The organism is uncultured Clostridium sp., from assembly GCF_963515715.1.
Taxonomy (GTDB): Bacteria; Bacillota; Clostridia; order Clostridiales; family Clostridiaceae; genus Clostridium_AW.
The window spans coordinates 1-15,254 of sequence record NZ_CAUPZS010000007.1 but is presented as its reverse complement, the minus strand read 5'-3'; the positions used below and the strand labels follow the sequence as shown (position 1 = coordinate 15,254).

Sequence of the window (15,254 nt, the reverse complement as noted above, 5' to 3'; positions counted from 1 at the left end):
CAAGGCTATTGAGGGATAATTATAAATTATCCCTTCTGTACTTTTGTTCTAAATAAATTAGTAATACAGAAATATCTGCTGGTGATACTCCTGAAATTCTAGAAGCCTGCCCTATATTCATAGGCTTTATTTTAGTCAATTTTTGAATTGCTTCAATCCTTAATCCATAAATATTACTATAATCTATATCTAAAGGAATTAATCTATTTTCTAATTTTTTAAACTGATTTACTTGTTCTATTTGTTTTTGAATATATCCTTCATATTTTGACATAGTATTCACTTCTTCTTGAACATCTTCAGGTAATTCTGGTCTAAATTCATCTAATTTTTTAACTTTAAAATAATCTAACTCTGGTCTTTTGATTAGTTCATACATACTTATTGGTTTTTTTAATTCTGAAGACTCTAAAGATGATAAGAACTCATTCACTTCTTTTTTATTAGTTATTTGTAATCCTTTTATTCTTTCTATTTCTTTTTCTATAGATTCTTTTCTTTGCGTATATTTGTCATATCTTTCTTTAGTTACTAATCCCACATTATAACCTTTTTCTGTTAGTCTTAAATCAGCATTATCTTGCCTTAATATAAGTCTATACTCAGAACGGGATGTCATCATTCTATAAGGTTCATTTGTGCCTTTAGTAACCAGATCATCAATTAATACCCCTATATATCCATCGGATCTAGTTAAAATTAATGAATCCTTTTCCCTTATTTTCATTGCAGAATTTATTCCTGCAATTAATCCTTGTGCAGCTGCTTCCTCATATCCTGAACTTCCGTTTATTTGACCAGCACTAAATAATCCATCTATTTCTTTAAATTCTAAAGATAACTTTAATTGTTGAGGATCTATACAATCATATTCTATAGCATATGCTGTCCTTAGTAACTCTGCATTTTCAAGTCCTGGAACAGTCCTATACATAGCAATTTGAACTTCTTCTGGAAGAGAACTAGATAACCCTGCAACATAAAGTTCATTTGTGTTTTCTCCTTCTGGTTCAATGAAAACTTGATGTTTATTTTTATCCGGAAATCTATTTACTTTATCCTCAATAGAAGGGCAATATCTAGCTCCAACTCCTTCTATTGAACCATTAAACATAGGAGATCTATGAAGATTTTTTCTTATTACTTCATGAGTTTCCTCATTAGTATATGTCAAATAGCATGATACTTGCTCTCTATCTAAATTCCCGCTCATAAATGAAAATGGAACTATTTTTTTATCTCCTGGTTGTTCTATCATTTGGGAAAAATCTACCGTTTTTTTGTTAATTCTAGCAGGTGTCCCTGTTTTAAATCTTCTTATACTTATATTTGAATCCATTAAATTTTGTGTTAATTCCTTTGCTGGGAACAATCCATTAGGACCACTGCTATAAGATATTTCACCTATTATTATTCTCGCATTTAAATATGTTCCAGTAGCAAGAATAACAGATTTAGTGTTATAATATCCTCCATTTTTGGTTAGTACACCTTTAACTCTTCCATCTTTTATATCTATTTTTATTACTTCTACTTGCTTTAATGTTAAGTTTTCCTCTTTCTCAAGAATCTCTTTCATCCTTGCAGAATACTTGGCTTTATCAGCTTGGGCTCTTAGCGAGTGTACAGCAGGTCCTTTTGATGTATTTAGCATCCTTGATTGGATAAAAGTATTATCTATATTTATTCCCATTTCTCCACCAAGTGCATCAATTTCTCTTACTAAATGTCCTTTTGCTGTACCACCTATATTAGGGTTACATGGCATCATTGCAACACTATCCAAATTTATAGTACATATTAAAACTCTGCATCCTATTCTAGCAGCAGCTAATGCCGCCTCGCAACCTGCATGACCTGCTCCTATTACAACTACATCATAATCTCCTGCAAAATACTTCATTTACTATTCTCCCTACTTTCCTAAACAAAATTCTGAGAATATTTTATCTATAATATCTTCTTCAACTGTGTCACCAGTTATTTCTCCAAGTCCTATCCAGGCATTTCTTATATCTATAGAAGCTAAATCTATAGCTAAAGTAACTTCTAGTGCATCTAAGGCATAATTTAAGCTTTCTCTAGCTTTTATTAATGCTTCTTTATGTCTTGTATTAGTGATTATAAGCTCTCCTGCCTTTACCTCACCACCAAAAAATAAATCTTTAATGCACTCTTTTAATTGTTCTAATCCCTCTCCTGTTTTAGCTGAGGTTTCTATTATATATTTTGAATCTATATCTTTTAATATATCTTTATCAAATCTATTTTCTAAATCTATTTTATTTAAAAGTACAATACTTTTTTTATTCTTAATATAATTTATTATCTCATAATCCTCCTGATCCAATTCTCTACTGAAATCAAGCATTAAAATTATAAGATCACCTTCATCTATTTTTTCTTTAGATTTTTCTACCCCAATTTTCTCCACAACATCCTCAGTATTTCTTATTCCTGCGGTATCTGTCACTTTTATTGGAACTCCATCTAAGTTTATATATTCCTCAATTACATCCCTAGTAGTACCTGGTATATCCGTAACAATAGCTCTTTTCTCCATAAGCAAGGCATTTAAAAGAGAGGATTTTCCTACATTAGGTTTTCCAACTATAATTACATTTAAGCCTTCTCTTAATATTTTACCCTCTTCAGCAGTAATAAGTAGTCTATCTATATTTTTATTTATTTCATCTAATTCCTTTTTTACTCCCATGGAAGTTACTTCTTCTAAATCCTCTTCTGGATAATCCACCGTAGCTTCTATATGGGCAATAGTTTCAAGTAATTTATTTCTTAAATAAGCTATTTCTTTAGATATTCTCCCTCCAGATTGTAGCACTGCGGATTTCATAGATAATTCTGTTTTAGCTCTTATAATATCTATAACAGCTTCCGCTTGACTTAAATCTATTCTTCCATTTAAAAATGCCCTTTTAGTAAATTCTCCTGGCTCTGCAATTCTAGCTCCTGCTCTTATAACTTCTTCTAATATTCTTTTAGTTGGAGTTACTCCTCCATGGCAATTAATCTCAACCGTATCTTCTGCTGTAAAACTTTTAGGTCCTTTCATAAAGCTTATTAAAACTTCATCTAATACTTCTCCACTATCCATTTCAATTATATGTCCATATTTCATGGTATAGGGCTTCATATTTAAAATACTGCCTTCTTTCCTGCCTTTAAAAATCTTATCAACTATTCTTAAGCTCTCACTACCTGAAACTCTAATTATTGATATTCCGCCTTCCCCTAGCACCGTTGCAACAGCAGCTATAGTATCAAATTCTCTCAATTATTACACCTCCTTATAATGTAAGCAATAAAATAATTCTTAATCTCAACTGGAGTTTATTTATAAGAGATATTTACTCCAGCTAAATTTTAGTGGCTATAATTTAAAAAGAAAGCCACTTTAGGCTTTCTTTAAATCAACAATAACTCTTCTGTAAGGTTCATCACCTTCACTATATGTCTTAACATAAGGGTCATTTTGTAATACTGAATGAATTATTCTTCTTTCATAAGGATTCATAGGTTCTAACTTAACAGTTCTTCCCGTTCTTCTCGCCTTATTTGCTATCTTAAAAGCAAGTCTTTTAAGAGTTTCTTCTCTTTTTTGTCTATAATTTTCAGTATCTAAAATAACTCTTTTATATTCTGAATCTTGATCTTTATTTATTACTAAGCTAACTAAATATTGAAGAGAATCTAAAGTCTCCCCTCTATAACCTATAAGCACACCCATATCTGGTCCAGTCATAGATATTTTTAAAGAATCTTCTTCATCTTTTACCCTAATTTCAGCCTGTATCCCCATATTCGATAGTATTTCTCTTAAAAAGTTTTTAGCTTCATATTCATAATCTCTTTTAACTATAACTCTTATTTTAGCAGGTCTTGCCCCAATAAGCTTAAATAAACCTTTGCTACCTTCATCTAGTATTTCTACATCAACTTTATCTCTAGTTAGGTTTAATTCCTTTAAAGCAGCACTTATAGCATCTTCAACGGTCTTACCTATCATATCCAAAGTTTTCATACCGTAAGCACCCCCTAGGCATCTTTTTCTGCCATATGTTTTTCTTCTAACTTCTTAGTAAGTACTGATTGAAGTGTCTGTATTATATTACTTGCTACCCAGTATAATCCTAAAGCAGCTTTTATTCTAAATGTTATAAAAATCATCATTAGAGACATGCTTAAGTTCATTGTACCGGCTTGCTTCGCTTGAGGATTATCTCCAGATGGGTTCATTATTAATCCTGAATAATATTGTGTTGCTCCGGCTAGAACAGCAAGAACTATATCTGGCTTACTTAAGTCCTTTATCCATAAAAAGGTAACTCCATTAATTCCTTGTATATTATTAAATACATAATATAAAGCTATTAATATAGGCCACTGTAATAATAAAGGTAAGCATCCTCCAAAAGGACTTACTCCTTTATCTTTGTATACTTTCATTACTTCTTGTTGAGCTTTTTGAGGATCATTTTTATATTTATCTTGAATCTTTTTGATTTCTGGTTGCATTTTATTCATTCTTATACTTGATCTTATTGACTTTATATTAAGCGGCATAAGCAGCAATTTTATTATCAACGTAAATAATATTATAGCTAAACCATAAGAAAAATTAGGATTTGTAATTACGCCATTAACTAAGTTATGTATAAAAACAAAACTCTCAACCAAAAAGTTATTTAACCAACTCATCCTAAACCTCCAGATACTTTATTTAACAGGGTCATATCCACCTTTACTAAAAGGATTACATCTTAATATTCTTATAACAGCCATAAAAGTACCTTTTAAAGCTCCATATTTATTAATCGCATCCAATGCATACTGTGAACAAGTAGGATAAAATTTACAACAAGGTCTCTTTAGAGGTGATACATTATTTCTATAAAAATTAATTAAATACACTAAAAATCTTTTCAATTATTTAATATACCTGCCCTTTTAAATAGATTTATTAATGAATTTTCTATTTGCTTATAATTTTTATCTTTTGCATTAGTTCTTGCTATAACAACTAAGTCATAACCTTGTTTTACTCTACTACTATTAAGTCTATATGTTTCTTTTATTAACCTTCTTGTTCTATTTCTTATCACACTCTTGCCGACCTTCTTACTTACTGAAACGCCCAATCTATTGAAATTATTCTTTCCATTTCTATATGTATATAATACAAGTAGATCGTTAGAAATAGATCTTCCCCTTCTGTAAACAACCCTAAATTCAGCATTTTTTCTTAATTTATATTTTTTCATATTGAAAACTCCTCTTTTCTGCAGTTGCAGAAAAAGGCCACAATAATAGCGGCCTTAAGCTGTCAATCTTTTTCTACCTTTTTGTCTTCTACTCTTCAGAATTCTTCTTCCTGATGAAGTTTTCATTCTCTTTCTAAAACCGTGTTCCTTTTTTCTCTGTCTCTTCTTTGGTTGGTATGTCATAAACATGCACACTACACCCCCTTCGCACAATTATAATTTATAGCAAATAACTTACTATCAATTTATAGTTTTACTATTAAATTATATATTCATGACCTCTCAATGTCAAGAAAAAGGCTATTGTTAATATTTTAAAATATTTTTTGTGGATAACTTCTTGAAACCATGTATATGTTCTGATATTATTATAAAAGACATGTTAATAACTTCGTAATGGAAAAAAGTTATCAACAGCTGTTGATAACTTTGTGTATAACTTGTTGTTTTTTTATTTATACCCTTATTTTATCCCATTTTTTCTTTATTATTTACATATTAATAATGTTAAAAAGTTTTATCCACAACTGTATATAAGTAATTATATCCAATAAATATTAACTTTATTATAAACATGTGAATAATTTTATTAACATTTGTCAAGAAATTAAGATAGCACTTTATTTATGTATATAAATTGTTAATTATTATAAATTTTGAACTGGAGGATAAAAAATGAGTATCCAATTAAATGATATTTGGGAAAAAACCTTAAATATTATTAAGGGTGAGCTTACTGAAGTAAGTTTTAACACCTGGATTAAAAGTATTACTCCATTAAAACTAGAAAATGATACTGTATATCTATGTGTTCCAAATGATTTTACAAGAGGAATATTAAGCAGTAGATATAAGGAGTTAATAGTTAATGGATTAAAATTGATTACTTCAAAAAAATACAACATTGAATTTTACATTGAATCTGAAGAATCTTCAACTACAACTAGTAATAATAAAAAAGAAAATTTAGAAATAAAAAAAGGTAATAATATAGTAGTAAATGATGAAATGTCTGCTATGTTAAATCCTAAATATACTTTTGATTCTTTTGTTATAGGTAATAGTAATAGATTTGCTCATGCTGCATCCTTAGCAGTTGCCGAAGCTCCTGCTAAAGCATACAATCCTCTGTTTATATATGGAGGAGTTGGACTTGGAAAAACGCACTTAATGCATGCTATAGGTCATTATGTTTTACAAAATAATTCAAAATCAAAGGTAGTATACGTTTCTTCTGAAAAATTTACAAATGAATTGATAAATTCAATAAAAGACGATAAAAACGTTGAATTTAGAAATAAATATAGAAATGTAGATATTTTACTAATTGACGATATTCAATTTATTGCCGGAAAAGAGCGTACTCAAGAAGAATTTTTCCATACTTTCAATGCTCTTTATGAAGCAAATAAACAAATTATATTATCTAGTGATAGGCCGCCAAAAGAAATCCCTACTTTAGAAGATAGGTTGCGCTCTAGGTTTGAATGGGGACTTATTGCTGATATACAAGCACCTGATTTTGAAACAAGAATGGCAATACTAAAGAAAAAAGCTGATGTTGAACATTTAAATATACCAAATGAAGTAATGGTATATATAGCCACTAAAATTAAAGCTAATATAAGAGAATTAGAAGGAGCTTTAATTAGAATTGTAGCATTCTCTTCATTAACTAATAAGGAAATCAGTGTTGATCTAGCATCAGAAGCATTAAAAGATATCATTTCTAATAAACATTCAAAACAGGTAACAATTGAACTTATTCAAGATATAGTAGCAAGTTACTTCAGTTTAAGAGTAGAAGATTTCAAATCTGCAAGAAGAACAAGAAATGTAGCTTTCCCAAGACAAATTGCAATGTATCTTTGTAGAAAGCTTACCGATACTTCTTTGCCTAAAATAGGAGAAGAGTTTGGGGGTAGAGATCATACTACAGTAATACATGCATATGAAAAAATATCTACCAAATTAAAGGAAGATGAATCCCTTCAAAATACAATAGGAGACTTAACGAAAAAAATTAATCAACAATAATCAACATATGTTTATAATAACCTTATAATATATTGTTGATTATAAATTTTTTTTTTTTTTGATTTTATAATGTGGATAAATGTATAGGATTTGTAAATACTTATCCACAATTACCTTGTACATTATTTCCTATAGATTTCAACGGTTCTAGGGGTTATTAACATATTCACAGCCCCTACTACTATTACTACTAATAAATATCTTAATATCTTCTCTATATTACACTAAAAATAACATGTGGATTCTTTTTAAGGAGGTCTCATTTATGAAATTTGTTTGTGAAAAAAATATATTAAGTGAAGCTATATCTATAGCTCAAAAAGCGGTTACAGGAAAATCAACAATGCAAATACTACAGGGAATACTTATTAACGTAGAAAAAGATAGTATAAAATTTACTGGTTCTGACATAGATTTAAGTATTGAAACTAAAACTAAAGCAGAAGTTTTTGAAGAGGGTTCCTTTGTTGTTGATTCTAAAATATTTGGAGAAATTATAAGAAAACTTCCAAATGATAAAATAGAAATATATTCAAAAGAAAATAATACTATTGATATAATATGCCAAAAATCTAAATTCAACTTAGTACATATGAATGTAACAGATTTTCCAGAGTTACCTAAAATCAATGAAAATATAATATTCTCTATTTCACAAAAAATATTGAAAAATATGATAAGAGCAGTGATATTTGCTACTGCACAGGAAGAAACTAGGCCAATTTTAACTGGTGTTTTATTTGAAATAAAAGATAAAAAACTAAATTTAGTTGCCTTAGATGGATATAGATTAGCACTAAAAACTGAATATATAGATAATGAAAATAATATTAGTGCAGTTATTCCAGGAAAAACTTTAAATGAAGTTTCAAAAATATTAGAAGAAAGTGATGATGTTGTAAATATTACTTTTACACCTAACCACATATTATTTAGCATTGGAGAGACAAAAATAATTTCAAGACTTTTGGAAGGAGAATTTATTAAATATAATTCAATAATTCCTGAAGAATATAATTTAAAGGTTATTGCTAAAAGATCTGATTTATTAAATTGTATAGAAAGAGCATCTTTAATGGCCAAAGACGGAAATACAAGTCTGATAAAACTAAATATAGAAGATGACAATATGATTATAACTTCAAATTCTCAATTGGGAATGGTAAGAGAGGAGTTTAGTATAATTTTGCAAGGGCAGTCTCTACAAATTGCATTTAACTCAAAATATCTTATAGATGTATTGAAAATAATGGATGAAAATGAAATAGTTATGGAATTATCTAGTAGTATTACTCCATGTATAATAAAAAATAAAGATATAGATAATTGTACTTACTTAATTTTACCTGTTAGACTATTAAATAATTAAGGAGAAATAAGTATTATGAAAGAAATAGAAATAAATACAGATATAATAAAACTAGATTCTTTTCTAAAATGGTCAGCTATAGTTGTTAATGGATCTGATGCAAAAATGATAATTAAAGAAGGTATGGTTAAAGTAAATGGTGAGATAGAAACCAGAAGAGGAAGAAAAATAACTAAAGGTGATAAAATAGAAATCGAAAATGAATGTTATATTGTAGTTTAGAACTTATTAGTGCACAATGTATATTTAAAGATAATCTTCTATACATTGTGCATACTAATTTGTGCAATAATTATATTATGATATAATAATTAGTAAAAGGTGTTTTTATGTATGTTAAATATTTACAACTAATAAACTTTAGAAATTATAAAGAGTTATTTATTGAACTGAGTAAAAATGTAAATGTGTTTATTGGGGATAATGCTCAAGGTAAAACTAACATTCTTGAAAGTATTTATTATTCTAGTATAGGCAGATCTCACAGAACTAATAAAGATAAAGAGATGATTAATTGGAATGCACAAAATTCCTATATACAACTTTATGTAGTCAATCAAAGACTGGATAAAAAAATTGAAATTAAAATATTTAAAGAAGGTAAAAAAGGAATCAACGTAAACACAATAAAAATTAATAAAATAACTGATCTTTTTAAAATACTCAATGTGGTTATGTTTTCACCAGAAGATTTAAAAATTGTAAAGGAATCTCCTTCTTATAGGAGAAAATTTTTAGATATTGAATTATGTAAGTTAAATGAAAAATACTATTATAATTTAGTTCAATACAATAAAGTGTTAAACGAAAGGAACGCATTATTAAAGAAAATTAATGATAATAATAAAAATATTATAGATGTGTACGATAAACAACTATCAAATTACGGTAGCTATTTAATTAAATCAAGAGAAAATTATGTAAATGAAATGAACATTATTGGGAATAATATACATAGAGATATAACATCTGCAAGAGAAAATATTAAATTTGAGTATATCTCTACAATATCTTTAAAGGAAAATATAGAAACTAATTTTTATAATGGGTTAGTGAAAAATAGAAAAATTGATTTTGAAAAAAAAATAACTTCAATAGGGCCTCATAGAGAGGATTTTAGTATAAAAATAAATGATATAGATGTTAGAAGCTTCGGATCGCAAGGACAGCAAAGGACATCTATTTTGACTATTAAATTCTCCTCACTTCAAATTATTAAAAATTTAACGGGAGAATATCCTGTATTGCTGTTAGATGATGTTCTTTCTGAACTTGATTCCAAGAGACAAAAATATATTTTAAAATCAATTAAGGATATTCAAACTATAATAACTTGTACGGGATTAGAAAATATAGAAAATTATATAGATGATACTGGAAAAATTTTTAAAGTGGTTAATGGAGACTGTGTTGAGTATAAAAGATAGAAATAGTAAAGAGGAGGAATCTTTGTGTTTTTACATTTAGGAGAAAATGTAGTTGTTCCTTTGAAAGACGTAATAGGAATTTTCGATATAGAAAAATCTATGTATAGTTCAGATACTATGCAATTTTTAAGGTTGGCTGAAGAAGATGGATTTGTAGAAAGAATAACTAAAGAGAAACCAAAATCATTTATAATAGCAGAGGTAAATAAAAAGAGTAAAATATATTTATCACCGATTTCATCTGCTACATTAGCTAAAAGAACCAAAGTAGTATACTATGAACCTTAAATTTAAGGAGGATAAATATGTTAGAAGAAAATAAGCAACAAAATTACGATGAAAGCCAGATACAGGTGTTAGAAGGGTTAGAAGCAGTTAGGAAAAGGCCAGGAATGTATATAGGAAGTACCAGCTTAAGAGGGCTTCATCATCTTGTATATGAAGTAGTGGATAATAGTATAGACGAAGCATTAGCTGGATATTGCGACAAGATAGATGTGATTATTAATGAAGATAATTCAATTAATGTTGAAGATAACGGTAGGGGGATGCCTGTAGGAATGCATCCTAAAATGAATAAACCTACAGTAGAAGTTATAATGACAATTTTACATGCTGGGGGAAAATTCGGAGGAGAAGGATATAAAGTTTCAGGAGGACTTCATGGTGTTGGAGCTTCTGTAGTTAATGCTCTTTCAGAAGTTTGTGAAGTTGAAGTAGCTAGAGAGGGATACCTATGGAAACAAAGATATGAAAGAGGAATAGCTGTAACAGGATTAGAGAAAATAGGTGAAACGGAAGAACATGGAACTAGAACATATTTTAAACCTGATTTAGAGATATTTGATGAATTAGATTTTGATTATGATACATTAGCTCAAAGACTTAGAGAATTGGCTTTTTTAAACAAGGGAATTAAGATAGTACTAAGTGATAAAAGAGTAGATAAAAAAGAAGAGTTTCATTATGAAGGAGGTATAAAATCCTTCGTTTCTTACTTAAACAGAAATAAAGTGGCGCTTTATCCAGAACCTATTTACATAGAAGGTAATAAAGATGATTGTTCTGTTGAAATGGCGCTACAATACAATGATGGATACAATGAAAATATATTTGCCTTTGCAAATAACATCGATACTATAGAGGGTGGAACTCACTTAGCAGGATTTAAATCAGCTCTTACAAGAGTATTGAACGATTATGCTAAAAAGTTTGGGCACTTAAAGGAAAATGATAAAAACTTATCTGGTGATGATATTAGAGAAGGATTAACTGCTGTAATATCAGTAAAATTAACTGATCCTCAATTTGAAGGCCAGACTAAAACAAAGCTTGGTAATAGTGAAGTAAGAGGAATAGTAGATAGTGTATTAGGAGAAGGTGTAGGAAATTTCTTAGAAGAGAATCCTAATATAGGAAAGATAATTATAGATAAAGGCTTAATGGCATCTAGAGCAAGAGAAGCTGCAAGAAAGGCAAGAGAGTTAACTAGAAGAAAGTCAGTCTTAGAAAGTAACGCGCTACCTGGAAAATTAGCAGATTGTTCATCAAAGGATCCAAAAGAATGTGAAATCTATATAGTTGAAGGTGACTCTGCTGGAGGTTCTGCAAAGCAGGGGAGAAATAGACAATTCCAAGCGATACTTCCATTACGTGGTAAAATAATGAATGTTGAAAAGCAAAGATTGGATAAGATATTAAATTCTGAAACAATACGATCCATGATAACTGCCTTTGGTGCAGGGATAGGTAAAGATTTTGATTTAGAAAAAATAAGATATCATCGAATAATTATAATGACAGACGCAGACGTAGATGGAGCTCATATTAGAACCCTTCTACTTACGTTCTTCTATAGATACATGAAAGAATTAATAGAGCAAGGACATGTATATATTGCTCAACCACCATTATATAAGATATCTAAAAATAAAAAAGACCAATATGTTTATTCTGATCCAGAATTGGAACAAAAATTAGAGGAAATTGGTGGAAGAGATAATAGTACACAAATTCAAAGATATAAAGGTTTAGGAGAGATGAATGCAGAGCAACTTTGGGATACAACTATGAATCCAGAACATAGAGTTTTATTAAGAGCTACAGTTGAAGATGCAATGGCTGCTGATGAAATATTTACTATACTTATGGGCGACAAGGTTGAGCCTCGTAGAGAGTTCATTCAGGAGAATGCTAAGAAAGTTATGAACCTTGATATATAAGGTGGAAGGTGTGAAATTGGATGTACAATGAAGGAAAAGTTTTGGAAATTGATATAAAGCAAGAGATGAAAAAATGCTACATTGACTATGCAATGAGTGTTATTGTTGGTCGTGCTCTTCCAGATGTTAGAGATGGTTTAAAACCAGTACATAGAAGAATACTTTATTCTATGTATGAGTTAGGATTAGCACCAGAAAAATCTTATAGAAAATGTGCTAGAATCGTAGGGGATGTTTTAGGTAAATATCATCCTCATGGAGATAGCTCAGTGTATGATGCTCTTGTTAGAATGGCACAGGATTTTTCAATTAGATACACTCTAGTGGATGGACATGGAAACTTTGGTTCTGTAGATGGAGACTCAGCAGCGGCTATGAGATATACAGAAGCTAAAATGAGTAAAATTGCAGTAGAAATGTTAAGAGATATAAATAAAGAAACTGTTGATTTTTCTCCAAACTTTGATGGATCAGAAAAAGAACCGGTAGTAATACCATCAAGATTTCCTAATCTATTAGTTAATGGTTCTTCCGGTATAGCTGTAGGTATGGCTACAAACATACCTCCACACAACTTAAATGAAGTTATAGATGGAATAAGCATGATAATTGACAATTCTGAAGTTACTATTCATGAGCTTATGACTAAAATAAAGGGACCAGATTTTCCTACGGCAGGTACAATTATAGGTACTAGAGGCATAAGGGAAGCTTATGAAACAGGTAGAGGTAAAATAATTGTAAGAGCAAAGGCGGATATTGAAGAAGAAAAGAATAGACATAGGATTATAGTTACAGAACTACCTTACCAAGTAAATAAGGCTAGACTTATTGAAAATATGGCTGAATTAGTAAAAGATAAAAAAATAGAGGGAATATCAGATATTAGGGATGAATCCGACAGAGACGGAATGAGAATAGTTATAGAAATAAAAAGGGATTCAAATCCTAATGTTGTTTTAAATCAGTTATATAAACATACAAAGATGCAAGATACTTTTGGAGTTATAATGTTATCTTTGGTAGATAATGAGCCACAGACATTGAACTTAAAACAAATGCTTGTTTATTATTTAGATTTCCAAAAAGAAATAATTAGAAGAAGAACTCAATTTGAATTAGATAAAGCACTAGCACGTGCACATATTTTAGAAGGTCTTAGAATTGCTCTTGATCATATTGATGAAGTTATAAATTTAATAAGATCATCTAAAAATGCAGAAGAAGCAAGAAATGGATTAATGAATAGATTTGGCTTAACTGAAAAGCAGGCTCAAGCTATACTAGATATGAGACTTCAAAGATTAACTGGTTTAGAAAGAGATAAAATTGAAGATGAATACAATGAATTAGTTAAGACTATATCTCATTTAAAGGAAATATTAGCTAATGATCAATTAGTACTTGGCATAATAAAAGATGAGCTAAATGAAATAAAAAATAAATATGGCGATGAAAGAAGAACTTTAATAGAGCAAAATATTGATGAAATAAACATTGAAGATTTAATACAAGAGGAAGATGTAGTAATTACTTTAACTCATTCAGGTTATATTAAGAGAATATCTGCAGATGCATACTCATCCCAAAAAAGAGGGGGAAAGGGTATACAGGCAGCTAAAACTAAGGAAGATGACTTTATAAAGAGAGTATTTATTACTTCAACCCATAGTGATTTATTATTCTTTACTAACACAGGAAGAGTGTATACTATTAAGGCTTACCAAATACCTGATGCAGGAAGAACAGCTAAAGGTACTAATATAATTAATTTAATACCACTAAATCCAAATGAAAACATAAAAGAAGTAATAGCAATGAGAGAGAAAATCGATAAAGGTTATTTAATAATAACTACTAAAGGTGGAATTATTAAAAAGACTCCAATAAAAGAATTCTCTTCTATTAGAAAAAATGGATTAAATGCAATTACTTTAAGAGAAGATGATGAGTTATTGAAAGTTAAAGTCACAAGAGGAGACGCAGAAATATTAATAGTAACTCAAAATGGATATTCTATAAGATTTAGTGAAAAAGATGTAAGACCTATGGGAAGAACTGCTACGGGAGTAAGAGCTATAAGCTTAAGGAATGGTGATATAGCAGTTACTATGGATATATTTGTTGAAGATGAATATGTTTTAGTTGTGAGTAAGAATGGATTTGGAAAAAGGACTCCTGTTTCTGAATATACCCTACAAAATAGAGGTGGAAAGGGTATGTTGACTTATAAAGTAACAGAAAAAACTGGTAAACTAGCAGCGGCAAGAGTGGTAAAAGACGGTGATGAATTGATGCTTATTAATAGCAGCAATACAGCTATAAGAATATGTGTATCGGATGTAAGTATAACTAGTAGAAGTACTATGGGTGTTACTTTAATGAAAACCGATAAAGATGAAAAAATATTAGCGGTAGCAAAGATAAGTGCAGAAGAGGATGAAGAAAAAATCAATATAGAAGAAGACGAAATAATTAGTATAGAGGAAGATGAAGTAATTAATATAGAAGAAGACGAAACAATTAATGAAGATGAAGAAGAAACAGAAGAATAATAGTAAAATAAAGGCCATTCAATGGATTTTAATGCATTGAATGGCCTTTATCCTTATTAAAGTTATATCAACTTTATCTAGTGTATCACTATGAGAGATATTAAGAAAAATTGAGATTTAAAGACTATTAATAATATAGTTTTCAATAAGAAGATATAATTAATATGTGAGAAAGAATAAATTTGATAAAATAATTTTTGTCGCTGCGAGATGAGCGACAGGTTAGTGAAACAAAATGATACTTAAATTTACGAAAAAAACGAAAAAAAAACGTTGACAAAAATAAGTTTAAGTGATAACATGTAATAGTCGCTTGAAGCGGCAACGGTCTTTGAAAATTAAACAGAGGAATGAAACCAGTC

General features: G+C 29.3%; 14 protein-coding genes. 7 read left to right on the top strand and 7 right to left on the bottom strand.

All coding sequences use genetic code 11. From position 1 onward, the window contains the following. Positions 1 to 19: 19 nt before the first annotated feature. The 7 genes from mnmG to rpmH all read right to left on the bottom strand — a co-directional run bounded on the left by mnmG (position 20) and on the right by rpmH (position 5,471). Positions 20 to 1,903 carry a tRNA uridine-5-carboxymethylaminomethyl(34) synthesis enzyme MnmG gene (gene mnmG, locus RYO54_RS07095; RefSeq protein ID WP_315117049.1) on the bottom strand — a complete coding sequence of 628 codons (1,884 nt, stop codon included), beginning with the start codon at positions 1,901 to 1,903 and terminating at the stop codon, positions 20 to 22. Between the two features lie 12 nt (positions 1,904 to 1,915). After that, positions 1,916 to 3,295, bottom strand: coding sequence for a tRNA uridine-5-carboxymethylaminomethyl(34) synthesis GTPase MnmE (gene mnmE, locus RYO54_RS07090; RefSeq protein ID WP_315117047.1), 1,380 nt, complete (start codon positions 3,293 to 3,295; stop codon positions 1,916 to 1,918). A 120-nt stretch (positions 3,296 to 3,415) separates the two neighbouring features. Then, positions 3,416 to 4,042: an RNA-binding cell elongation regulator Jag/EloR gene (gene jag / locus RYO54_RS07085; RefSeq protein ID WP_315117046.1), complete on the bottom strand. Its 627-nt coding sequence runs from the start codon at positions 4,040 to 4,042 to the stop codon at positions 3,416 to 3,418. Positions 4,043 to 4,056: 14 nt separating this feature from the next. Beyond that, complete coding sequence (locus RYO54_RS07080; RefSeq protein WP_315117044.1) at positions 4,057 to 4,719, bottom strand: membrane protein insertase YidC; 663 nt, start codon at positions 4,717 to 4,719, stop codon at positions 4,057 to 4,059. A gap of 18 nt (positions 4,720 to 4,737) precedes the next feature. Next, complete coding sequence (gene yidD / locus RYO54_RS07075) at positions 4,738 to 4,947, bottom strand: membrane protein insertion efficiency factor YidD (RefSeq protein ID WP_315117042.1); 210 nt, start codon at positions 4,945 to 4,947, stop codon at positions 4,738 to 4,740. Next, the gene (gene rnpA / locus RYO54_RS07070) at positions 4,944 to 5,282 is read right to left on the bottom strand and encodes a ribonuclease P protein component (protein WP_315117040.1); all 339 of its coding nucleotides are present in this window, start codon (positions 5,280 to 5,282) and stop codon (positions 4,944 to 4,946) included. Before rnpA ends, yidD begins: the two co-directional genes overlap by 4 nt. Positions 5,283 to 5,336: 54 nt before the next feature. Then, the gene (gene rpmH, locus RYO54_RS07065; protein WP_216441005.1) at positions 5,337 to 5,471 is read right to left on the bottom strand and encodes a 50S ribosomal protein L34; all 135 of its coding nucleotides are present in this window, start codon (positions 5,469 to 5,471) and stop codon (positions 5,337 to 5,339) included. Positions 5,472 to 5,957: 486 nt separating this feature from the next. Between rpmH and dnaA the strand changes: the two genes are divergently transcribed. The 7 genes from dnaA (at position 5,958) to gyrA (ending at position 14,892) form a co-directional block, all read left to right on the top strand. After that, positions 5,958 to 7,319, top strand: a complete 1,362-nt coding sequence (gene dnaA / locus RYO54_RS07060) for a chromosomal replication initiator protein DnaA (RefSeq protein ID WP_315117038.1) — start codon at positions 5,958 to 5,960, stop codon at positions 7,317 to 7,319. 265 nt (positions 7,320 to 7,584) lie between these two features. After that, positions 7,585 to 8,688 carry a DNA polymerase III subunit beta gene (gene dnaN / locus RYO54_RS07055; protein ID WP_315117036.1) on the top strand — a complete coding sequence of 368 codons (1,104 nt, stop codon included), beginning with the start codon at positions 7,585 to 7,587 and terminating at the stop codon, positions 8,686 to 8,688. Between the two features lie 15 nt (positions 8,689 to 8,703). Further along, entirely contained in the window at positions 8,704 to 8,910 is a 207-nt protein-coding gene (locus RYO54_RS07050; protein WP_315117034.1) for an RNA-binding S4 domain-containing protein, read from the top strand. A gap of 107 nt (positions 8,911 to 9,017) precedes the next feature. Beyond that, a complete protein-coding gene (gene recF / locus RYO54_RS07045) occupies positions 9,018 to 10,115 on the top strand; it encodes a DNA replication/repair protein RecF (RefSeq protein ID WP_315117032.1) in 1,098 nt (365 codons plus the stop codon). A 24-nt stretch (positions 10,116 to 10,139) separates the two neighbouring features. Then, positions 10,140 to 10,403: an extracellular matrix regulator RemB gene (remB, locus tag RYO54_RS07040; RefSeq protein ID WP_315117030.1), complete on the top strand. Its 264-nt coding sequence runs from the start codon at positions 10,140 to 10,142 to the stop codon at positions 10,401 to 10,403. Positions 10,404 to 10,420: 17 nt separating this feature from the next. After that, a complete protein-coding gene (gene gyrB, locus RYO54_RS07035; protein ID WP_315117029.1) occupies positions 10,421 to 12,337 on the top strand; it encodes a DNA topoisomerase (ATP-hydrolyzing) subunit B in 1,917 nt (638 codons plus the stop codon). A gap of 20 nt (positions 12,338 to 12,357) precedes the next feature. After that, positions 12,358 to 14,892: a DNA gyrase subunit A gene (gene gyrA, locus RYO54_RS07030; protein WP_315117027.1), complete on the top strand. Its 2,535-nt coding sequence runs from the start codon at positions 12,358 to 12,360 to the stop codon at positions 14,890 to 14,892. The last annotated feature ends 362 nt before the right edge of the window (positions 14,893 to 15,254 follow it).

Coding starts and splice junctions, on each gene's coding strand:
- RYO54_RS07050 (WP_315117034.1), top strand. CDS start 8,704: ATGAAAGAAATAGAAATAAATACAGATATAATAAAACTAGATTCTTTT.
- gyrB (WP_315117029.1), top strand. CDS start 10,421: ATGTTAGAAGAAAATAAGCAACAAAATTACGATGAAAGCCAGATACAG.
- recF (WP_315117032.1), top strand. CDS start 9,018: ATGTATGTTAAATATTTACAACTAATAAACTTTAGAAATTATAAAGAG.
- RYO54_RS07080 (WP_315117044.1), bottom strand. CDS start 4,719: ATGAGTTGGTTAAATAACTTTTTGGTTGAGAGTTTTGTTTTTATACAT.
- jag (WP_315117046.1), bottom strand. CDS start 4,042: ATGAAAACTTTGGATATGATAGGTAAGACCGTTGAAGATGCTATAAGT.
- dnaN (WP_315117036.1), top strand. CDS start 7,585: ATGAAATTTGTTTGTGAAAAAAATATATTAAGTGAAGCTATATCTATA.
- rpmH (WP_216441005.1), bottom strand. CDS start 5,471: ATGTTTATGACATACCAACCAAAGAAGAGACAGAGAAAAAAGGAACAC.
- dnaA (WP_315117038.1), top strand. CDS start 5,958: ATGAGTATCCAATTAAATGATATTTGGGAAAAAACCTTAAATATTATT.
- rnpA (WP_315117040.1), bottom strand. CDS start 5,282: ATGAAAAAATATAAATTAAGAAAAAATGCTGAATTTAGGGTTGTTTAC.
- mnmG (WP_315117049.1), bottom strand. CDS start 1,903: ATGAAGTATTTTGCAGGAGATTATGATGTAGTTGTAATAGGAGCAGGT.
- gyrA (WP_315117027.1), top strand. CDS start 12,358: ATGTACAATGAAGGAAAAGTTTTGGAAATTGATATAAAGCAAGAGATG.